21 protein-coding genes are annotated in these 21,988 nt (G+C 38.0%); 11 read left to right on the top strand and 10 right to left on the bottom strand.

Annotation, left to right across the window (positions count from 1 at the left end):
* Nucleotides 1-43: 43 nt before the first annotated feature.
* Both thiT and map read left to right on the top strand, forming a co-directional pair.
* Nucleotides 44-622: an energy-coupled thiamine transporter ThiT gene (gene thiT, locus MKX96_RS04365; protein ID WP_340882277.1), complete on the top strand. Its 579-nt coding sequence runs from the start codon at nucleotides 44-46 to the stop codon at nucleotides 620-622.
* Nucleotides 623-673: 51 nt separating this feature from the next.
* Complete coding sequence (gene map, locus MKX96_RS04370) at nucleotides 674-1,423, top strand: type I methionyl aminopeptidase (RefSeq protein WP_340882280.1); 750 nt, start codon at nucleotides 674-676, stop codon at nucleotides 1,421-1,423.
* Nucleotides 1,424-1,442: 19 nt separating this feature from the next.
* Here the strand turns inward: map and MKX96_RS04375 are convergent, their stop codons facing one another.
* Nucleotides 1,443-2,171: a tryptophan-rich sensory protein gene (locus MKX96_RS04375; RefSeq protein ID WP_340882282.1), complete on the bottom strand. Its 729-nt coding sequence runs from the start codon at nucleotides 2,169-2,171 to the stop codon at nucleotides 1,443-1,445.
* 157 nt (nucleotides 2,172-2,328) lie between these two features.
* Here MKX96_RS04375 and MKX96_RS04380 point away from each other — a divergent pair, with 157 nt between their 5' ends.
* Together MKX96_RS04380 and MKX96_RS04385 are read left to right on the top strand one after the other, a co-directional pair.
* A complete protein-coding gene (locus MKX96_RS04380; RefSeq protein WP_340882283.1) occupies nucleotides 2,329-4,131 on the top strand; it encodes a M3 family oligoendopeptidase in 1,803 nt (600 codons plus the stop codon).
* A 6-nt stretch (nucleotides 4,132-4,137) separates the two neighbouring features.
* Entirely contained in the window at nucleotides 4,138-4,680 is a 543-nt protein-coding gene (locus tag MKX96_RS04385; protein WP_340882285.1) for a GNAT family N-acetyltransferase, read from the top strand.
* A gap of 167 nt (nucleotides 4,681-4,847) precedes the next feature.
* Here the strand turns inward: MKX96_RS04385 and MKX96_RS04390 are convergent, their stop codons facing one another.
* The 4 genes from MKX96_RS04390 to MKX96_RS04405 all read right to left on the bottom strand — a co-directional run bounded on the left by MKX96_RS04390 (nucleotide 4,848) and on the right by MKX96_RS04405 (nucleotide 9,013).
* Nucleotides 4,848-5,417, bottom strand: coding sequence for a beta-class carbonic anhydrase (locus MKX96_RS04390; RefSeq protein ID WP_340882286.1), 570 nt, complete (start codon nucleotides 5,415-5,417; stop codon nucleotides 4,848-4,850).
* A gap of 69 nt (nucleotides 5,418-5,486) precedes the next feature.
* Nucleotides 5,487-6,494: a rod-share determining protein MreBH gene (gene mreBH, locus MKX96_RS04395; protein WP_340882288.1), complete on the bottom strand. Its 1,008-nt coding sequence runs from the start codon at nucleotides 6,492-6,494 to the stop codon at nucleotides 5,487-5,489.
* 1,053 nt (nucleotides 6,495-7,547) lie between these two features.
* Nucleotides 7,548-7,688, bottom strand: coding sequence for a hypothetical protein (locus tag MKX96_RS04400; protein ID WP_169361478.1), 141 nt, complete (start codon nucleotides 7,686-7,688; stop codon nucleotides 7,548-7,550).
* A gap of 92 nt (nucleotides 7,689-7,780) precedes the next feature.
* Nucleotides 7,781-9,013: an aminopeptidase gene (locus MKX96_RS04405; RefSeq protein WP_340882290.1), complete on the bottom strand. Its 1,233-nt coding sequence runs from the start codon at nucleotides 9,011-9,013 to the stop codon at nucleotides 7,781-7,783.
* 190 nt (nucleotides 9,014-9,203) lie between these two features.
* Here MKX96_RS04405 and motA point away from each other — a divergent pair, with 190 nt between their 5' ends.
* From motA to MKX96_RS04430, 5 genes are all read left to right on the top strand, one after another.
* Nucleotides 9,204-10,007, top strand: coding sequence for a flagellar motor stator protein MotA (motA, locus tag MKX96_RS04410; protein ID WP_169361476.1), 804 nt, complete (start codon nucleotides 9,204-9,206; stop codon nucleotides 10,005-10,007).
* On the top strand, nucleotides 9,991-10,755 hold the full coding sequence (gene motB / locus MKX96_RS04415) for a flagellar motor protein MotB (protein ID WP_340882292.1): 765 nt from the start codon (nucleotides 9,991-9,993) through the stop codon (nucleotides 10,753-10,755). Before motA ends, motB begins: the two co-directional genes overlap by 17 nt.
* Nucleotides 10,756-10,858: 103 nt before the next feature.
* Nucleotides 10,859-11,959: a carbohydrate kinase gene (locus MKX96_RS04420; protein WP_340882293.1), complete on the top strand. Its 1,101-nt coding sequence runs from the start codon at nucleotides 10,859-10,861 to the stop codon at nucleotides 11,957-11,959.
* Nucleotides 11,956-12,873, top strand: a complete 918-nt coding sequence (locus MKX96_RS04425; protein WP_340882294.1) for a pseudouridine-5'-phosphate glycosidase — start codon at nucleotides 11,956-11,958, stop codon at nucleotides 12,871-12,873. Before MKX96_RS04420 ends, MKX96_RS04425 begins: the two co-directional genes overlap by 4 nt.
* Before the next feature lie 185 nt (nucleotides 12,874-13,058).
* On the top strand, nucleotides 13,059-13,682 hold the full coding sequence (locus MKX96_RS04430) for an FMN-binding negative transcriptional regulator (RefSeq protein ID WP_340882295.1): 624 nt from the start codon (nucleotides 13,059-13,061) through the stop codon (nucleotides 13,680-13,682).
* Between the two features lie 78 nt (nucleotides 13,683-13,760).
* Here the strand turns inward: MKX96_RS04430 and MKX96_RS04435 are convergent, their stop codons facing one another.
* The gene (locus MKX96_RS04435) at nucleotides 13,761-13,982 is read right to left on the bottom strand and encodes a DUF1128 domain-containing protein (RefSeq protein WP_340882296.1); all 222 of its coding nucleotides are present in this window, start codon (nucleotides 13,980-13,982) and stop codon (nucleotides 13,761-13,763) included.
* Nucleotides 13,983-14,050: 68 nt separating this feature from the next.
* Entirely contained in the window at nucleotides 14,051-15,406 is a 1,356-nt protein-coding gene (locus MKX96_RS04440; RefSeq protein WP_340882297.1) for an alanine/glycine:cation symporter family protein, read from the bottom strand.
* A gap of 210 nt (nucleotides 15,407-15,616) precedes the next feature.
* Here MKX96_RS04440 and MKX96_RS04445 point away from each other — a divergent pair, with 210 nt between their 5' ends.
* Together MKX96_RS04445 and MKX96_RS04450 are read left to right on the top strand one after the other, a co-directional pair.
* Nucleotides 15,617-16,006 carry a YtxH domain-containing protein gene (locus tag MKX96_RS04445; RefSeq protein ID WP_340882299.1) on the top strand — a complete coding sequence of 130 codons (390 nt, stop codon included), beginning with the start codon at nucleotides 15,617-15,619 and terminating at the stop codon, nucleotides 16,004-16,006.
* A gap of 21 nt (nucleotides 16,007-16,027) precedes the next feature.
* The gene (locus MKX96_RS04450; RefSeq protein ID WP_340882301.1) at nucleotides 16,028-16,993 is read left to right on the top strand and encodes a YihY/virulence factor BrkB family protein; all 966 of its coding nucleotides are present in this window, start codon (nucleotides 16,028-16,030) and stop codon (nucleotides 16,991-16,993) included.
* A gap of 772 nt (nucleotides 16,994-17,765) precedes the next feature.
* Here the strand turns inward: MKX96_RS04450 and MKX96_RS04455 are convergent.
* From MKX96_RS04455 to MKX96_RS04465, 3 genes are all read right to left on the bottom strand, one after another.
* Nucleotides 17,766-19,667: a heavy metal translocating P-type ATPase gene (locus MKX96_RS04455; protein WP_340882303.1), complete on the bottom strand. Its 1,902-nt coding sequence runs from the start codon at nucleotides 19,665-19,667 to the stop codon at nucleotides 17,766-17,768.
* Between the two features lie 151 nt (nucleotides 19,668-19,818).
* Nucleotides 19,819-21,348: a fumarate hydratase gene (locus MKX96_RS04460; protein ID WP_340882304.1), complete on the bottom strand. Its 1,530-nt coding sequence runs from the start codon at nucleotides 21,346-21,348 to the stop codon at nucleotides 19,819-19,821.
* Between the two features lie 117 nt (nucleotides 21,349-21,465).
* Complete coding sequence (locus tag MKX96_RS04465) at nucleotides 21,466-21,651, bottom strand: SE1561 family protein (RefSeq protein ID WP_340882307.1); 186 nt, start codon at nucleotides 21,649-21,651, stop codon at nucleotides 21,466-21,468.
* Nucleotides 21,652-21,988: the final 337 nt, after the last annotated feature.

Below are 21,988 nucleotides of genomic sequence, written 5' to 3' on the forward strand. Positions count from 1 at the left end.
CTGTCCCTTCGGCGTTTTTTTGTGGTCAAAAAAGGGGATTACAATGGGAAATCAACGTGTTGTGTTACTCGTGGAGATTGCTATTTTTGCAGCATTAGGCTATGTATTAGATTTAATTGGATTTGGTATGCCACAGGGAGGCAGTGTTACATTTGTTCTTGTTCCAATAATATTAATTGCCTTTCGTCGAGGTGTAGTGGCAGGTATAGTGACAGGCTTTTTAATAGGCTTACTGCAGGTGGTGACAGGACGCTTTTATCCAGCACCGCTATCATTTGAAATAGTAATTATGCAAGTAGGTATTGATTATTTTATAGCATTTATGGTTGCAGGACTTGCAGGACTATTAAGACCAGCATATATTAAAGCATATGAAAATCTAAATAAGAAAAAAATGACGATAGCGATTGTGTTAGGTGCTCTTATCGCTTCCTTTTTACGTTATTTAGCCCATGTGTTATCGGGAATATTATTCTTTGGGGAATTTGCTGAGGGTCAAAATGTAATTGTGTATTCATTAGTTTATAATTCTACTTATATGATACCAGTATTTCTATTTGCAGCTTTTATATGTTCCATACTATTCGTAAAAGCCCCGCGCCTATTACTCCCGAAGTCATAAGATATATGATATGATATTCATACATCTAAGTGAAGAAGGGATCTTGTAAAGATGATAGTAAAGACAAATGAAGAGTTAGAAATGTTAAAAATAATTGGTCACATTGTAGCTGAGGTTAGAGATGCGATGAAGGCGGCAACAAAACCCGGCGTGACTACTAAAGAGCTTGATGAAATAGGCGGTAAGCTATTTAAAGAAAAAGGCGCTGTTTCTGGACCAATGGGTGAGTATGATTTCCCAGGGTATACTTGCATAAGTGTCAATGAAGAAGTTGCACATGGAATTCCAGGCTCTCGAGTGATTAAAGAAGGAGACCTTGTAAATATTGATGTTTCCGGTTCATACGAAGGATTCTTCGCAGATACTGGAATATCGTTTGTAGTTGGAGATGGCTACGAGGATAAGGAAAAGCTTTGTCAGGTTGCAGAAAGCGCATTTAATCGTGCTATGACTAAAGTAAAAGCTGGTTCTCGTCTTAACCAAATAGGTAAGGCAGTGGAGAGAGAAGCGAAGGAAAATGGTCTACATGTCATCATGAACCTAACAGGTCACGGTATTGGGAAATCCTTGCATGAAGCACCTCAGCATGTGTTGAATTATTATGATGCATGGGAATCCACCATTTTAAAAGAAGGCATGGTTTTAGCAGTAGAGCCTTTCATTTCCGAAAAAGCAGAACATATCGTTGAATCTGGAGACGGCTGGACATTTGTTACTCCAGATAAATCTTTAGTTGCTCAAATCGAGCATACAGTTATCGTTACAAAAGACCAACCAATCATTTTAACTAAAATAGATTAAATAAAAAACGCTAACGAAATTAACTTTTCGTTGGCGTTTTTTTTATAAATAATATTCCAGCTACTAAAACAGCGCTTAAGAAGAGGGAAGCAGCAGATATTAATAATTCGTTGACATTATGACGCACAGCAATACCGATGAAGGCCCATATAAAGACTAAAACGATAGCACGATCATCAAAATGGTATCTAAAGTGTAAGGCAATTGCAGTCGCCAAAGTTAAGAATATTACCACCCATAAAGAGGTAGTTATTCCAAAGCCGCTAAACTCATAATATGTCAAAACATAATCAAGATTCGCTATAGTAGCTACAAAAATCCAACCTAGATAAATGGAAATAGGTAATCTTCTTTTCCAATTCGATTCATTACTTGAGTAAGTTAAATACAATAGGAATAAGGACCAAAGCAAGGCTAAAATTGTAATTAAAGCATAGCTAAAATGCTCGTAATGCCATAGGAAAATCCAAGAAATATTAAATACGCAAGTCGCTAGAAATAATAATACTCTTTGTAAGGGAATCTTCTGTTCGGTTCTATATTCTCTTATAATATTCCATATCCAAAATGCTAATAGTATATAAATGACAATCCATATGGAAAATACATAACCAGCAGGTGTAAAGAGGGCTGGAATCCTAGCAGAGATTTCCCCAGTCGTTTGACCATTAATAGGTAACGTATTAGCAAGTATATTAACAAGGATTGTTGCGAAATAACCGCAAATCAAAAGGATTATTTTGACCAAAAGATTCGCCTCCTTCTATATTTAATAAGTATACCTTTCAATCTAAGAGCACACAAATTCAATTATAGAAATTATGTGACAAAAAAATGAATAATTAAGAAAGTAATTCATGATATAATGAAAAATGTAAAAGTTTTTAAATAGGGGGAATATTCAGATGTTAAAACAAAATTATCCAATCGTGTGGGATTTAGATCGATTTTTCCTTGGTGGTAGCAGCTCCTCTGAATTACGCGAGCACCTAGATAAAGTTAAGGGAAAACTAGAAATATTTGAAATAAATGTTAAGGAAATAGTTGTCCCAGCCTCAGCTCAAGAGTCTAACCAAATTAGGCAAATAATCGAGGAACTAAAAGATGTAGCCGTCCATTTAGCAGAAGCAGGGGCAGTTATTGGCTGCTATCTAGCTCAGGATACAACAGATAAAAAAGCGACGCTCCTACAAGGCGAGGTTGGTTCATTGTATGCAAGGTTATCTTCATTAATGATTACAATACAACAAACGCTTAGTAAGACAGAATCTACCGTATGGGAAAAGCTTTTAAATACGGACGAATTAACCCCATTTAAATTTATATTAAATGAATGGAGAGAGCAAGCGAGTAAAATGCTTTCCGAAAAAGAAGAGGATTTAATAACTACCTTAGAAGTAGACGGTTATGATGCATGGGGTCAACTATATAACATGCTTGTAGGGGACATCCAAATAAAAATGACCATCGATGGGGAAGAAAGAACACTTTCGGTAGGACAAGCTGATAACTTAAGCTCGAGTGATAATGCTGAAATTCGTAAAAATTCCTTTGAAGCGTTAGAAAGTGTATGGACTGAAAAAGAAGAAGTTTTTGCGAAAACGCTTAATCACTTAGCTGGCTTCCGTCTGGCTACGTATAAAAAAAGAGGCTGGGAATCTGTTTTAGAAGAACCTCTTGCCATCAATCGTATGAAGCAAGATACATTGGATGCAATGTGGGGAGCAATCTCTAAAAATAAAGCACCATTTGTGGAATATTTAAATAGGAAATCGGAGATGCTAGGCGAAAAAGCGATGCATTGGTATAATTTAGATGCACCTATCAGTACGTCTACCGAAAAAATGGAGTTCCAACAAGGAGCGGAATTTATCCTAAAGCATTTTAAAGAGTTTGGACCGAAGCTAGAAGCCTTTTCAAGAAATGCTTTTGAAAATGGATGGATTGAAGCAGAAGATCGTCCAAATAAGAGACCGGGTGGATTTTGTACAGGAATGCCTGTGTCAGAGGAATCCCGTATATTTATGACTTATAGTGGTTCCATGTCAAATGTTTCTACACTTGCGCATGAATTAGGTCATGCATTCCACTCATATGCTTTAAGACCAGTGCATTGGATGAACCGGAGATATGCAATGGGAGTAGCAGAAACTGCATCTACCTTTGCCGAAATGATAGTGGCGGATGCCTCTGTTCGCGAAGCAAAGTCCGAAGAAGAGAAAATTGCTTTGTTGGAAGATAAAATTCAACGCAGTGTTGCTTTCTTTATGAACATTCACGCTCGCTTCTTGTTTGAAACTAGATTTTATGAGGAACGAAAAGATGGCATTGTTTCTGCAAACCGGTTGAACGAACTAATGGAAGAAGCTCAGAGAGAAGCCTATGGGGATGCTTTAGACACGGTACATCCGCATTTCTGGGCATCTAAGCTTCACTTCTATATTACAGGCGTTCCTTTTTATAATTTCCCTTATACCTTTGGCTACTTATTTTCTTTAAGTATATATTCAAAGGCAAAAGAAGAAGGATCTGGTTTTGAGGAGAAGTATATTGCTTTATTACAGGACACAGCAGTAATGTCTGTGGAGGATTTAGCGATGAAACATTTACAAGAGGATATAACGAAAGAAGCGTTTTGGAAGAAGGGAATTGACCTTTGTATTCAAGACGTCCAAGAGTTTTTGCAATTAACTAACGCTAAAGGGTGACGGTACTTGATTTATCTAGAAGGAGCAAGTTGTTACTTAAGGACTTTAAATGTAAAGGATGCACCTGCTCTTGCAAATTTAGTCTATGACAACAAGTTGTACTGGTCTGTTTTTGAACCATTACACCAAGAAGAATATTATACTGCTAGCGTCCAAAGAGAAAAGATTCGTGAATCAATCATGCTCATGCAGGAAAAAAGGGAATATAGCTTTGGTATTTTTTCTCATGAACAAGATATTTTGATAGGCAGCATTTCACTTTATAGCCTGAAAAGAATGCCGTTTTCTAGTGGTTTAATTGGCTATTCGGTTGACCAAAAGCAAATTGGTAAAGGAATTGCGTCTGAGGCCGTTCGTCTAGTAAAGCAATTTGGCTTTAATGACGTTCAATTAAATCGAATAGAAGCTTATGTATCCCCTAGAAATTTTGGCTCTATCAAAGTGTTAGAGAATAACAAGTTTGATCGAGAAGGATTGCTACGTAAACTGTTATTCATTAATGGGAAATGGGAAGATCACTATATGTATTCCTCTTTAAGAGGAGAATAATAGGGAGTACAAAAGTCTGTTAGCAAACTACCTTAGTTAGTTTGCCAACGGCTTTTTTATATGGAAGAAAAATGGAGAGTTAAGATATGCAGTTGTTATTACAATACAAAAAAAGAGCCTACCATATAGGCAAGCTCTTACTACTTGACGATTTCCCGGGAAATACATCATTTTTTGTCGATTTTACCGTCTGTTACCAAATCTAGTCTTCCTGTATGTGGATCGATAATTAGTCCATGAACTGGAATTTCAGAAATCATCAAGGGGTGATTACGTATCATTTCAACGCTATGTAAGACGCTTTCTTTCACATCTGAAAAACCTTCAAGCCATTCTTCTACTTCAATACCTGAGTTTTTAAGCACATTGAAAGTAGAGGGATCTACTCCACGAGCTGTCATTTTTTCAAGGATTTTATCTGTTTGGATGGAGCTCATTCCACAATCATGGTGACCAATTACATAAATCTCATCTGCTTGAAGCTCGTAAACTGCAACGATTAAGCTACGCATAATACCACCAAATGGATGATTAATAACAGCCCCTGCACTTTTAACGATTTTTACATCTCCATTTTTAAGATTCATTGATTTAGGAAGCATTTCTACTAAACGTGTATCCATACAAGTAAGAATAACTATTCGCTTATCAGGAAACTTAGTAGTTACATAAGGTTCATACAGCTTGTTTTCTACAAATGATTTGTTATAGGTTAGTATGTCGTTTAAACTTGGCATAGTAATTCCTCCTTCTTAATATATTTTATACGAAAAAGAAGAAATTTACTTAATATTTGTTTAAAGAAATTATCTTGCAATGTTTCTTTTGCGATCATTGATAAAGAAAGACTTCCCTGTACCGATTACAACTGACTGTAATGGTTCTGGTGCAAGGTGGACAGGTACTTCAATTACACCGCTAAGCCATTCCTTTAATCCTTTTAGCAACGCTCCGCCACCAGTCAATATGACACCGTGGTCTACGATATCTCCTGAAAGCTCAGGAGGACAAATTTCTAGTGTCGCACGAATTGCTTCTAGAATTGTCTCTAACGATTCTTTTAAAACTCCCTGTATTTGAGTAGAAGATAGTTTCACTATTTTTGGTAAACCAGTCACTACATCTCTTCCTCGCACTTCCATTACTTCTTCTGTATGAGGAACAAGGGCATACCCTATAGTCATTTTTATCAATTCTGCTGTAGGCTCACCAATTATTACATTAAACTCTTTACGTACATAGTGGATAATTGCCTCGTCCATTCGATCTCCTGCAGCTTTCACAGTACTAGACGCGACTACACCTCCGTAAGAGATAATCCCTACCTCTGTAGTACCTCCACCGATATCTACAATCATACTTGCTACTGGCTCATTGACTGGCAATCCAGCTCCAATTGCAGCAGCAACAGGTTCTTCCATTAGTTGTACTTCTTTAGCGCCGCTTTGACGTACCGCATCTTGGATGGCACGGCGTTCTACAGAAGTTGCTCCTGAAGGTGTGCAAACAATAACAGTAGGCTTACGTAGAGAAGTACCAAGTTTTTTGCTAGCTTTTTGCATAATAAGTTTTAACAACTGGGTAGTAACATCAAAGTCTGCGATAACCCCATCTTTTAAAGGTCTAACTACTTCAATAGATGTTGGTGTTTTACCTATCATCTTTTTGGCTTCTGATCCAAAGGCTATTATTTCTTTTGTTTTTGTGTTTACTGCCACCACAGTTGGTTCATCTATAAGTAATCCTTTATTTTTTGTATAAACTAAAGTATTAGCAGTTCCTAAATCAATACCGATATGTGAATTTGACAACATATGTCTTCCTCCATTTCACTTGCTCTACGTTATTATAATGGAAAATAGCACAATTGCCATTTGTAACATAATGGAATTTTACGTATGTTTCAATACTTTGTGGGTAGTAAGGGGCATTTATAGGAAAAAAAATAATGACAAAAACCTATTTTGTATTCGTTTTGTAATACAATCTTATCTAAAATGAAATGAAAAAAATAAGAAATAACAAAGAAAAGCGAAGGCGCCTGGTCTGCCCCGACAGGCAAATGGGAAAATGCGAGGAGGCAGTTTCTCAGCCACCGCAGTATTTCCCATTTGACCCCGAGGGGCAAGGTGCCGGAGCTAGACAATAAGAAAAGCGAAGGCGCCTGGTCTGCCCCGACAGGCAAATGGGAAAATGCGAGGAGGCCGTTTCTCAGCCACCGCAGTATTTTCCCATTTGACCCCGAGGGGCAAGGTGCCGGAGCTAGACAATAAGAAAAGCGAAGGCGCCTGGTCTGCCCCGACAGGCAAATGGGAAAATGCGAGGAGGCAGTTTCTCAGCCACCGCAGTATTTCCCATTTGATCCCGAGGGGCAAGATGCCGGAGATAGAAGAAAAGAAGCGACACCTAATCGGAGCAAGGGTGCACCTAAAAGCTATAGAGGTGATACCTAAAAAGTAGAAAGTGTCACCTAAACCTGGGAAACGCACGTAAAAGAAAAAAAGTGGCACCTAATCGGAGCAAGGGTGCACCTAAAAGCTATAGAGGTGATACCTAAAAAGTAGAAAGTGTCACCTAAACCTGGGAAACGAACGTAAAAGAAAAGAAGCGACACCTAATTGGAGCAAAAGCGCACCTAAAGTATAGAGAAGTGATACCTAGAAAGTAGAAAGTGTCACCTAAACCTGGGAAACGCACGTAAAAGAAAAAAAGTGGCACCTAATCGGAGCAAAAGCGCACCTAAAAGCTATAGAAATGACACCTAACCAACACGAAAGCGCACCTAAACGGTTGCACCCCATTAGTAAGGAACTATTGTGTTTTTTGTACAAAAAAACAACCGCGACTTTTAGGTCGCGGTTGACATATTAAAACTTATTAGTTGGTTTCGGATCGACGATAATTGCATCTTGGTTGTTCATTGGTTTAGAGAAGTAAAACATGATTACCGCTCCAATGGCTAAAATACCGCCAGAGAAACCAAGAATTGTAGCTATGAATAAGCCCATTTTTAACACCTCACTATTCATATTAATATCATTATAACTTATTTACACTAGTTTTGTAACACTAAAACATAAAATTTATGAATAGATTGTGATCAAAATGCCCAATTACCGTTTCTGAACACGGGTTCCTTAGTACCATCCTCTTTGATCCCATCAATATTCATATTTTCAGAACCAATCATGAAGTCTACATGAGTGATACTTTCATTCAATCCGTTTTCTGCAAGCTCTTCACGACTCATTTTTTTGCCGCCTTCGATACAGAACGCATATGCACTACCGATTGCTAAATGGTTCGAAGCATTTTCATCAAACAATGTATTATAGAATAATAGGTTAGAGTTAGAGATTGGTGAGTCATGTGGTACAAGTGCAACTTCCCCAAGGTAATGGGAGCCTTCATCCGTATCAACTAATTGCTCTAGTACTTCTTGACCTTCTTTTGCCTCTACTTTTACAATGCGACCATTTTCAAAAATGATAGTGAAATTATCAATAATATTTCCACCATAGCTTAAAGGCTTCGTGCTTGCTACATACCCGTCAACCCCTGTTTTTAAAGGAACTGTAAATACTTCTTCTGTAGGCATGTTAGCCATAAAATCTTCGCCTTTTTCGTTCGTGCTACTAGCTCCGCACCAGAGATGGCCGTTCGGAAGTTCGATTGTTAGGTCAGTGCCTGGAGCTGTGTAATGAAGTTTTTTATAATTTTTTTCGTTTAAGTAGTCTACTTTTGTGTGCAACAAACGATCGTGCTCTTTCCAAGCAGATACTGGGTCTTCCAGGTCAGCTCTTACTGCACTAAAGATAGATTCCCATAATGCTGGAACTTGCTCTTCCTGAGGAAGCTCTGGAAATACTTTTGCAGCCCATTTTTTAGAAGGTGCCGCAACTACAGACCAGCTAATTTTATCTGACTGAACATACTGGCGGTATTTTGACATAGCTTGACCTGCAGCTTTTTGGAAAGTTGAGATTTTACTAGAATCTATACCCTTCAGTAAATCGGGACTTTGACTTACGATACTCATAAAAGCAGCGCCTGATTCAGCAAGCTGCTCTCTTTCTTGAACTTTCCATGGTGGATAGAAGTCGAAAGAGTCTTTTGAGGCTAGCTCATAACGGATGCGTGTTAACTCATCATCAGAAAAATCTACGTAAACAGTCTTAGCTCCAGCTTCATAAGCTTTTTTAGTTACAAGTCGGACAAATTCTACCGTTTCTGTAGAGGCCGCAATATATAAATCTTGCCCTTTTTGTATATTTACTCCTACTTCAACAGCTAAAGCAGCATACTTTTCTAAATTGTTTTCAAAGGTTGACATATCCATACATCCTTTCTTTTCTTAAGATTATAGTATCAGTTTATAGAGGGATTTATCAATGACTCTCTGCCAATTAAGACAAAAAAGAGTTCAAATTAATTGAAATAAAATTTATAGTTAGAAACTAATATTAAAATCCTGATATATTAACCGAAATAAAGAACAGAAATAGAATGTGGGGGTTTATGAATTGGATAAGTCTACAGTAATTGGTCTCGTCTTAGGAATTGTTGCGTTAGGTGTAGGAATGGTTCTGAAGGGAGTAGGATTAGCTGCGCTGTTGAATCCAGCAGCTATTTTAATTATTATCGTTGGAACAATTGCGACTATCGTAATTGGTTTCCCGATGGATGAGCTAAAAAGAATACCTAAGCTTTTCGGAGTAATTTTTAAAGAACAGAAGTTAGTGCCAGATCATGAAGTTATTAAATTGTTTTCTAACTGGGCTGATTTAGCTCGTAGAGAAGGGTTACTTGCATTAGAGAGTAAAACAACCGATGTGGAAGATCCATTTTTGAAAAATGGACTTACTTTAGCTATCGATGGACAGAATGCAGATTATATTAGAGATGTGTTAACAGAAGAAATTAATGCCTTGGAAGAAAGGCATTCCACTGGTGCTCAGATTTTCACGCAGGCAGGTACATATGCACCTACTCTTGGAGTGTTAGGTGCAGTAGTTGGTTTAGTAGCAGCGCTAGGTGATATGAATGATATAGAAAAATTAGGACATGCAATTTCCGCTGCATTCATAGCTACATTATTAGGGATATTCACAGGTTATGTGCTTTGGCATCCATTTGCCAACAAGTTAAAACGAAAGTCAAAGCAAGAGGTTAGACAAAAAACTATGATGTTAGAGGGAATCCTTTCTGTCTTAGAAGGAGATGCACCACGTGTGATAGAGCAGAAATTGGCTTCTTATCTATCTATGTCTGAACGTAAAAAAGTTTTAAATGAAAGCGGGGAGGCAGGCCTTGGCAAAGAAGCATAAAAAACATCAGCATGAAGAGGAAATGAGTGAATCTTGGCTTCTTCCTTACGCAGATATTTTAACTTTACTACTTGCACTGTTTATTGTGTTATTTGCTTCTAGTACTGTTGATCAAGAAAAGCTAAACCAAATGTCCGCGGTATTCAATCAAGTGTTTGATGGGGGGACCGGACTAATGGAACAGCCGTCGCCAATGGACGTACCTAGAAACAATAATAGCGGTGATTCCAATCAAAGCATGGCTTACATCGAGGATCAGCAAGCTTTATCTGAGATTCAAGACAGTGTCGATGAATACATAGCGGTTAATGCGCTAGAGAAACAATTTGCAACTGAGTTAACAAGCGAAGGTCTTTTAGTGACAATTAGAGATAGCATTTTATTTGACTTGGGACAGGCAGAGGTAAAAAAAGAGTATCGACAAATTGCAGAAGATATATCAGATTTACTGGTGTTTGATCCGCCTCGGAATGTTGTGATTACAGGACACACGGATAATATTCCGATATCTAGTAGTGTTTATGCCTCTAACTGGGAGTTAAGTGTTATGCGCTCGGTGAACTTTTTGAAAATATTAGTAAACAATAATACGATTGATCCTCTGTACTTCAGTGCAAAGGGCTACGGAGAATTCAAGCCGGTTGCTGCTAATGATACGGAAGAAGGCAGAGCAAAAAATAGACGTGTCGAAGTGCTGATACAGCCTCGAGTATTAGAGGATGGCAGCTTAAACGACCAACCCCAATAAAATGAAACTGACAATTATTTAAAATAGTTGTCAGTTTTTCTTTGACTTTTCAAAACAAAAGTTTATAATTAAAACAAAAGTTTAAAGAGAGGAGGTTGTCCGAATGGAATCAAAGGAATTAAAAGTTCTGACCTATTTGCGTAACAATCCTTATGCATCTCAACAAGAAATGGCAGATGCCTTAAAGATGTCCAGGCCAGCAGTTGCTAATATCATTTCTCAGCTCATTAAAAGTGGGAAGATTATTGGCAGAGCATACATTTTACCAGAGAATAAAGAGATTATTTGTATAGGCGGAGCTAATGTAGATAGAAAGTATATAGTAAAAGATCAATTACAAATGGGTACTTCTAATCCAACTACAAGCCTGCAAAGTATAGGCGGAGTTGCAAGAAATATTGCTGAAAACTTAGGAAGGCTTGGCAATACCGTCAGGCTACTTACAGTAGTCGGAAACGATATGGAATACGCTTCTATCGAAAAGGCATCTAGTCACTGGATGAACTTGTTTTCTGTAGAAAAGCTTGTTAACTACTCTACGGGAACGTACTCAGCCGTACTAGACCAACAGGGTGAAATGCTTTTTGCCCTGGCTAATATGGATATTTATGATCAGCTAACAGTGGAATACATGAAAAAACAAGAGGCTTATCTTACCAATGCGCAAATGCTCATAATAGATATGAACTGTCCAAAAGATGTAATGGAATACATTCACGCATTGGCGGTCGGCAATAAGATTCCTCTTGCGATTATTCCAGTGTCTTCACCGAAGATGAATCGAATGCCGGAGAACCTGGAAGGAATAGAGTGGCTTATAACAAATAAGGATGAAGCAGAAACATACTTTCAAACGCAGATTGTGGATGAGGAATCTTGGAAACGTACTGCCGAGGCATTTGTCCAAAAAGGCATACGCCATGTCATTATAACGAATGGCAGTAAGGGAGTAGTATGTGCAGGGAAAGAGATTGAGACGTTGTTTATGCCTGCCATCCAAACAGAGCAGGTAGTAGACGTGACTGGCGCAGGAGATGCCTTTGTTTCTGGGGTTCTTCATGCTTCGTTGGATGGAGTAGAAGTAAAGCAGGCTGTGCTGACTGGGATGATTAACGCTACCAAAACACTCCAATCTGTAGACACAGTACGAACTGAACTAACAAAATTAAAGTTAACTAATGAACTGGAGGAATATTTAAAATGAAAAAATATCTAACGTACTCACAAGAGGTTGAACAAGGAATGGCACAAGGAAAAGCAATCGTAGCACTAGAATCTACTATCATTTCTCATGGGATGCCTTATCCACAAAACATTGAAATGGCAAGAAAAGTGGAACAAATTATTCGTGATAATGGAGCAGTTCCTGCAACAATCGCAATTATGGACGGGAAGATTAAAATTGGTTTATCCAATGAAGAATTAGAAACTTTAGCAACTAGCAGCAATGCTCGTAAAACTTCTAGAAGAGATTTACCTTATGTAGTTGCTTCAAAGGAAATCGGTGCAACTACTGTAGCTACGACAATGATTTGTGCTGACCTTGCAGGAATTCAAATGTTTGTAACTGGTGGTATCGGCGGGGTGCATAGAGGTGCTGAGTCGACAATGGACATTTCTGCTGACCTTGAAGAGTTAGCTTCTACAAATGTTGCAGTTGTTTGCGCAGGTGCTAAGTCAATTTTAGATATCGGATTAACGTTAGAATACTTAGAAACAAAGGGTGTACCAGTAGTAGGATTCCAAACGGAAGCTTTCCCAGCATTTTATACATCCACTAGCCCTTTTAAATCAGACTTCCGTATGGATGAAGAAAAAGAAGTTGCTGAAATGCTAAACGTTAAATGGGAGCTAGGGTTAAATGGTGGAGCTATCATTGCTAATCCAATCCCAGCAGAATATTCATTGGATGAGGAATACATGAATGGAATCATTCAAACAGCATTGCAAGAAGCTGAAGCAAATGGGATTAAGGGGAAAGATGTAACACCATTCCTTCTTGGTAAAGTAAAAGAGTTAACAGAAGGTAAGTCATTAGAATCTAACATAGAGCTTGTATACAATAATGCAAGAGTTGGAGCTAAAATTGCAGTAGAGTTAAATAAGCTATCTAAATAAGTATTAATCCTTCCCTATAAAATTAGGGGAGGATTTTTTTATTTTAATGTGCAAATGTTTTCCACTATCGACCGCTTTCCTGGGAAGAGCAGTAGTGAGTTAGAAGCTTAGGGAGGAATTTCTTTCTGTAGTACCGAAGTAAATAATGGACAAAATCATCATATTGAATGGAAAGGTTGCTCATTATGTATATTCCGAAATATTATAAGGTGACAAATTGGGAAGAGATTAAGGAGTTCATTCAAACAAATTCATTCGGAGTTCTTATTACGACGAAAAAAGAAAAGCCGATTGCAACTCACCTACCCTTACAGATTCATAATGAAGGGGAAGATTATTACGTTACAGGGCATATGGCTTATGGGAATCCTCAATGGAGAACATTTAAAACAGCTGAAGATGTATTGGTTATTTTCCAAGGACCTCACTCTTACGTATCTTCTTCATGGTATGAACATGAAAATGTTCCAACATGGAACTATCAAGCTGTCCATGTATATGGGAAGGCTATGATAATGACGGAGGACGAGTTAAAACAAGACCTGACATGGTTGCTGCAAAAATATGAGAAACATCGAAAAAATCCTGTTTTATGGGAAAATCTATCCCCACAGTTATTAGAGAAAGAACTGAAGGGTATTGTTGGATTTAAGATTAAGATAAAAGAAATTCAGGCTGTGGATAAACTAAGTCAAAACCGTAACGAAGAGGATTACCAGAACATCATTCATAAACTGTATGAGGAAAAGACTACGAACTCTCACCAAGTCGCAAAAGTAATGGAAAGGAAACTCCAGAAGGATGATTAATTATTATACATATAAAAAGAGAGCTAGCCTTTGTGTAAACAGGTTACCTCTCTTTCATTATTAAGAATTATAAAGTGATTACTTTCTTAAACTACCAAGTTCTGCGACGATTGCTTGCATTTCACTTGGACTAAAAGAATCTCGTTTGTTGACCATTTCATATAAATACACAAGATCATCATAGGCTGTAGCTTTAAAGTCCTCAGATTTCATGGCATCCACATTGACCATACGTAATTTTTCCTTGATTGTTTCAAGCATAAAGCTAATATTCTCAACGGAAGGTTGATTTAAATCCATTCTTTTGTACCTGCCTTTCATACATTAGAAATATCATTTCACGCATAGCCTAGAATGTCAAATACTAATTAAGACTTGCTAGCTAGTTTTTCTTCCTTTAACTTGTTCTGAATACGTTTTGTTTCATAAACTACAACACCTGAAAGTCCTAGCAAACCTATTAAGTTAGGAATTGCCATTAATGCATTGGTAATGTCTGAGAAAGTCCATATTAAATCTAGAGAAACAACCGAACCGATGAATACCATAGCAACGAATGCAATACGATAAACAATTAACAGCGTTGGATTCTTGAATAGATATTGGAAACACTTTTCTCCATAATATGCCCATCCGAAAATCGTGGAAGAAGCAAAGAAAATTAAACCAACTGCAATTATAATTGGTCCCCAGTCTCCAAGGAAATGACCAAAGGCTGCTGATGTTAAATCTCCACCACCGATACTAGTATCCTTATACATACCGGACATTACAATTGTAACCCCTGTAATCGAACAGATGATAAAAGTATCTATAAATACTTGTGTCATGGAAACGAGCGCTTGGCGTCCTGGTAAATCCGTTTTTGCAGCAGCAGCTGCAATTGGAGCGGATCCAAGGCCGGCTTCATTGGAGAATACACCACGAGCAATACCATAACGGATAGCTGCACCAATAGCTCCACCAACAGCTGCTTCTCCAGTAAATGCTGATTTGAAAATAATGCCAAATGCTTCAGGGACAGCTGAAATGTTAGTCACCATTATGAAAAGACCAGCTAGTATGTAAAACAAAGCCATTACAGGTACAAAAACAGCGGTCACATTACCGATAGATTTAATACCTCCCAAAATAACAAGCGCAGTAAATACCGCTAGAACTAGGCCAGTTATCCACGTTTCTATACCAAAAGTAGATTCTACTGCTGAAGAAACAGAGTTAGCTTGTGTTCCGTTTCCAATACCGAAAGCAGCCAATGCGCCAAAAATAGCGAATAGAACCGCTAACCATTTTTGTTTTAAACCATGTTCTATGTAATACATTGGACCGCCTGCCATTTGTCCATTGGCATCCTTTACTCGGTACTTAACGGCAAGGATGGCTTCACTATACTTTGTTGCCATTCCAAAAAATGCAGAAAACCACATCCAGAAAACTGCACCAGGACCTCCTAATAATACGGCAGTGGCAACACCGACAATATTACCCGTACCAACAGTTGCTGCAAGAGCAGTAGTCAGGGCTTGAAATTGTGAAATATCTCCTTCTGCCTTTTTGTCATGCTTTCTAGAGAAAGTAAGTCTTAAAGCTACCGGCAGTAATCTGATTTGTAGAAAGGCAACTCTAACCGTTAAAAAGATTCCGGTTCCTACAATTAGTATTAGTAACGGGATACCCCATAGTACGTCTGAAACGCTTTTTAATATTTCTAGTAACTTATCCAATTAATTTACCTCCTTGGTTGTAATACACTCCTGGAAAATTTCTGAAGCTCTCATTTCCTTTCAATTAAATTTATCCTTGTAACAATATTCGTAAAATTCTCTTAAATAGTCAAGGTTAATTTCTGAAATTATTATTATTAATAGTTTGATTCGCAAAAGCCAGGGTATAATAAAATTAATATAAATAGATATTCGATGGAGGTAATTAGTATGAGTGAAAGCAAATTTGTTAAAGGTGTATTATGCGGAGCAGTTCTTGGTGGAGCATTAACTATGTTAGATCGTAAGACAAGAGATTCCGTAATGAACAGATCTCGAATGGTAAGAAATGAAATAAAATATTACAACAAAAATAGAGACGAGCTAAAGAAAATGATTGATCAACAAGTTAATAAATGGCAATCTGTTTACAATCAATTTTCATCTGATGCAAAATATATTTCACAAAAAGTAAATGAAGTAAAAGAAATTACTCCTCAAGTGAAGACACTTGTTTCTGAGACTAAGGATACATTTTCTCAATCCAAAGAAGAGTATAAATCTATTGTTGTACCAGAGGACGAGGAGCCTAAAAGTATTTACGAACCAAAATTACAATAAACAAGGAAGGGAGAGGAATAGATGGTTTCACACATGAATAGAGATGATAAGAACAATAAAAAATCTGCCTCTCCAACTTGGTATACTAAGCTAAAGTTTTTAAACGTTAAAAAGAAGGAGCAAAAGAAAACGGAAAATCATGATTTAACTACATGGTCAGGCTACTTCAAGCATTTAATAACCCATATACAGCGAACGGATATTACAGGTTTTGCAGCTCAATTAGCTTACTTTTTCCTCCTTTCTCTATTTCCTTTATTGATTTTCTTAGTTACTTTATTGCCCTATCTCAATTTAGATGAGGCTCAAATTTTCCGCTTTTTAGAAAACTATGCACCAGGGGAAGTTTATACATTAATTGAGGGGACAATTTCTGATGTCTTAGTAAGTCGTAACGGAGGTTTATTATCTATAGGGATACTCGGTACGATCTGGTCTGCTTCTAATGGAATGAACGCAATCGTAAAATCCTTAAATAGATCTTATGATATTGTGGAAACGAGACCCTTTTTTATCGTTAGAGCGTTATCAGTAGTATTTACCTTGCTAATGATTTTACTTTTTGCTGTAGCACTAGTATTACCAGTTTTCGGTCAACAAATTGGGACGATTTTATTTTCTTATTTTGGTTTCCAAGACGACTTTGTTAACCTGTGGAATAATATTAGATGGACGCTTAGTCCTATTATTATGTTTATCGTACTTGCTGCATTATATTGGATTGTACCAAACATAAAGTTAGGTCTAATAAGCGTTTTCCCGGGGGCCGCATTTGCAACCTTGGGATGGATCATTGTATCTCTAGGATTCTCTTTCTATGTAAGTAACTTTGGTAATTATTCTGCAACTTACGGAAGTATCGGGGGTATTATTATCCTCATGCTATGGCTCTACATTTCAGGAATTATCCTGTTGGTCGGTGGCCAGATAAATTCTGTTATGCAAGAAAGAAAGTTACAGATGGATAATAAAAAACGACGTAGATAACACAAAAAAAACACCTATAGGTTGGAGACTTTTTCACTCCAATCCATGGGTGTTTTTTTGTTGAGGTAATAAAAGCAGAGATGGCAACCCTCCAGTAAACTGGCGTGGAGTGTCCCATAAAGAGAAGTTTCGCCCATAAGAAGAGCATAACTGTCCCATAAAGTGTAGAAGGTGGCCCATAAACAATCGGAAAGTGTCCCATAAAAAGCCACAAGTCGCCCATAAAGAGGGGGCACGCCCATAAGCAGAGCATAACTGTCCCATAAAGTGTAGAAGGTGGCCCATAAACAATCGGAAAGTGTCCCATAAAAAGCCACAAGTCGCCCATAAAGAGGGGGCACGCCCATAAGAGGAGCATAACTGTCCCATAAAGCGTAGAAAGTCGCCCATAAACAATCGGAAAGTGTCCCATAAAAAGCCACAAGTCGCCCATAAAGAGGGGGCTCGCCCATAAGAGGAGCATAACTGTCCCATAAAGCGTAGAAAGTCGCCCATAAACCACCAGGAGGTGTCCCATAAAAAGCCACAAGTCGCCCATAAAGAGGGGGCACGCCCATAAGCGGAGCATAACTGTCCCATAAAGCGTAGAAGGTGGTCCATAAACAATCGGAAAGTGTCCTATAAAAAGCCACAAGCCGCCCATAAAGCCAAATCTCTCCCCACAGAAGGTGTTTATGTGGTGGACCCCTATAACTTCTTAACATCCTAAGCTTTTCAAACACTAGCGAATAAAAAAGTATCCAACCTAGAAAGGTCGGATACTTTTTTTACTTTAAATGTTACGGTTTAACATTCGCAATCCATTTAGAATTACTAGAATGGTGCTTCCTTCATGACCAATAACGCCCATAGGAAGATCTACTACTTGCAGGAAGTTGGAGATAATCAGTATGGCAATTACTGCGATAGAGAAGAAAATATTTTGTTTTACGATTCGCTGCATTTTGCGAGACATTTTTACTGCATATGCTATTTTGCTTAAATCATTTTTCATTAGGATGACATCGGCGGTTTCTAAGGCTACGTCAGTTCCTTCGCCCATGGCAAAGCCGGTTGTTGCAGTTGCTAGGGCGGGAGCGTCATTAATTCCGTCCCCTACCATGCCGACGAATGCATGCTCTGCTAAGAGCTCTTTCATATGCAGGACCTTTGTTTCGGGAAGACACTCGGCAATATATTGGTCGATTCCAGCTTCTTTTGCAATTACCTTTGCTGTTTTTTCGTTATCACCAGTTAGCATCACTGTTTTTATACCTAAGGATTGCAGTAGCTTAATGGCTTCTTTGGCTTCTTCTCGTACTGTATCCTTGAGCGCTGCTGCTGCCGCTATTCCTTTATCGTCACGCATGAAAATGATGGTTTTTCCTTCTTCGGCTAGAGCTGCTGCAACTCCTCCTTGGAACGCAAATGCATCGGCTTTATTTACGAATTCTGGTTTACCTACTAAGATTTCAACACCATTAATATTGGCCTTTAGTCCAAATCCTGGTTTGTCTTCTATCGGAATAATTGGTAGCTGGGTAATTCCTTCTGCCAATGCAAATGCTGAGATTGCTTGAGCAAGCGGATGATTGGACTGTGCTTCAATTGTTGCAAGAGTAGTAAGTGTAGACTTGCGATCTAAGTCGTCTCTTACAAAGAAGTCTGTTACTACTGGCTTCCCTTGAGTCAATGTACCAGTCTTGTCTAATGCAATGGCTTTCATTGCGCTAATATTTTCTAAATGCATACCGCCTTTAAACAATATCCCACTTTTTGCTCCATTTGAAATAGCTGCTAAAGTAGCCGGCATGATAGATGCAACAAGTGCGCAAGGGGAAGCAACTACCAATAAAACCATAGCTCGATAAAAGGTTGTAGTCCAATCCCACCCAAGTATGAAGTGAGGGAGGACCATCATAACTGCCACAGCGATTAAAACTACTTTTACATACGTACCTTCAAAGCGTTCTATAAACTGCTGTGCTGGAGATTTTTCATCTTGTGCTGTTTGGACAAGATCGATTATCTTTTGAAACAAGGAATCTTCGTTAGTTTTAGTCATTTCCATTGTGATAGCACCACTTAAATTTACTGTACCAGCAAATAAGGGGTCTTTCGGTTGCTTAGAAAGTGGTAGAGACTCACCGCTAATCGCGGCTTCATCAACAGATGTCATTCCGTTAATAACGATACCGTCTGCGGGAATTCTTTCTCCTGGTTTGACTACGAGCTTGTCACCTAGTGTTAAATCTTTAATAGAAACACGTTTAGTACTCCCGTCAGGTTGAAGCTTCCAGGCTTCTTCAGGCTGAAGCTCCATTAACGAAGAAATCTCTTTTCGACTTTTATTCATCGTATAGGTTTCCAACGCTCCACTTACTGCAAATATGAAAATAAGTATGGCTCCCTCGGTCCAGTAACCGATGATGGATGAACCTATCGCTGCAAAAATCATAAGCATTTCTACATTTAATTCTTTTTCTTTTATTGTCGCTTCGATACCTTCTTTAGCCTTAGCAAATCCACCAATTACAAAAGCTAACAGGTAGAAGATGATGGAGGCTGTTTCAGAACCTGAGTTGCCTATAAGCCATGCGATTAATATTAAAAGACCAGAAAATAGTGCTGCAACTAGTTCTAGATGGGGCATAACTTTAGATAAAAATGTATTTTTTTCTTCTATAGCAGACATATAAATCCTCCTCTTGATATTGATTTTCATTATTATTTCTCTCTAAAATAGAGTAAAACTGGATTTTCACTATGGAAAACCCAGTAGATTAAATTAAATATTACTTTATAATGATTATAATCTAGAGAAATTTAACTGTCAACCATTTGATTTAAGCGAATACTGGCTCCTTGTACAAGGCTAATTTCTCTAATGAGGATTTGTCTACATCAGCGTGAAGACTATTGCCGTGAGAGTCCATTGTAACAACAGCAGTGAAGTTTTCTACACGTAAATGCCACATTGCTTCAGGAATTCCAAATTCCATCAGATCGACACCTTCTACATCTTTAATGCAGTCTGCATAGTATTGGGCAGCTCCGCCAATTGCGTTTAGATAAACACCACCATGTTCGTGAAGTGCAGCTAATGTTTTAGGTCCCATTCCACCTTTACCTATAACTGCGCGTATACCAAACTTTTTCATAATGTCACCTTGATATGGCTCTTCTCGTATGGAAGTTGTAGGGCCTGCAGCACGAACATGCCATTTTCCAGCCTCATCCTTCTGCATTACTGGTCCACAATGATAAATAATTTGACCATCAAGATCTACAGGTGCATCATGGCTCATTAAATGATGGTGGATAGCATCACGCCCTGTATACATACGTCCAGTGATAGAAACAACATCGCCTACTTGAAGAGAGCGAATTTGTTCTTCTGTAATAGGAGCAGAAAGCTCAACAACTCTATTTGGTGTTTCATTTTGAGCTTCATCTTTAAACTCAATTTTTTCCCCATCTTGGTAATGCCATTCTGTAATATCTCCAGTAGAAGGATCAATATTAATGGCCATACGGCGATAAGCCCAGCAATTGTATGCTACTGATACATAGAAGCTTGCAGGAATACGGTGCATGACACCAATCTTACAACCTAGTAGCGTTGCCTCCCCACCAAAGCCCATTGTTCCAATTCCTAATGTATTTGCTTTTTCTACGATATAAGCTTCTAGTTTTGCTAAATCTTCATTTGAATTTATATCGTCTACTGAGCGGAATAACTGTTCCTTTGCTAAATCATATCCTGATGAACGGTCCCCACCTATTCCTACCCCTATAAAGCCGGCTGAGCAGCCTTGACCTTGAGCTTGGTACACTGAATGTAGAATACATTTACGTATTCCATCTAAGTCTCTCCCTGCACGTCCAAGTCCTTCTAATTCAGTAGGCAGGCTATATTGTATATTTTTGTTTTCACATCCGCCACCCTTGAGGATCAGCTTCATTTCTATGTAATCTTTTTCCCATTGTTCAAATTTCACTACGGGAACGCCTTCTCCTAAGTTGTCACCGCTATTTTTCCCAGTTAAAGAGTCAACAGAGTTAGGGCGAAGCTTAGCGTCTTTCGTGGCAGCAACGATTGCTCGTTTAATTGCTTCCTTAATTTCTAGTTGGTTTACCCCGACTGGAGTTTTTACCTTGAATGTAGGTAATCCAGTGTCCTGGCAAATAGGTGAAATGTTTTCATCTGCCATTTGAATATTATTTGTAATTGTATCTAAACTCATGGCCGCACGTGTGCCTTCATTTTCAGCAGCTTTTGCTTTTTGAATGGCTCTTCTAACATCCTTAGGTAAGTTAGTAGAAGTTTCGGTAATCAAATCATAAATACTCTTTTCTAATTGTTTCAATTGCATTTAGTTATGCCCCTTTATATGTAGTTACAAACATTAACAAGTATACTATTTTACAAGAATGAAAAAAAGAGCCGTATAAAAGGCATCAGAAATATAATTTTCCGATGCCTTTAAATACTACTCCTTAGAGTCTTTAAATTGTTCCATTTTTAGTTCTAAGTCATCCATCATTTGAATAAGTCTGTCTATATCTTCTAAATTAGTCGTCTCAGGTTCAATAGAATCAAGTACTTCTAAAAACATTTGAAGTCGGTCTTTTAAATAAGATACTTGTTGTTCTGAATTTGATATTTGATTGCCCACAGAAAAACACCTCACTTTATAAGATAAGAATATAACAAGATGACATTAAAAGATAGGTAAAAAGAGTTATTTTATTAATTAATGTATTTAAAATATTTACACTATTCAGTTTATATGATAAAGTAACATTAAGTTATACGAAAGGAGGCCGTAGTGAAGAGTCGAAAACCAATCAACCATTTGAAGGAGGCGGTTCAGACATTTCACCGGCAAACTAGCCGCAAATGCAGTTATGAATACTCACAAGGATATAAGTAATATATAAAGGCTCAGTCAATCTTAAACGATATTGACTGGGCCTTTTGTTGTTTATAGAAAAGCTAAATTTTGTTATGAT

Origin of the sequence: Psychrobacillus sp. FSL W7-1493, from assembly GCF_038004905.1 — a bacterium.
Classification (GTDB): domain Bacteria; phylum Bacillota; class Bacilli; order Bacillales_A; family Planococcaceae; genus Psychrobacillus.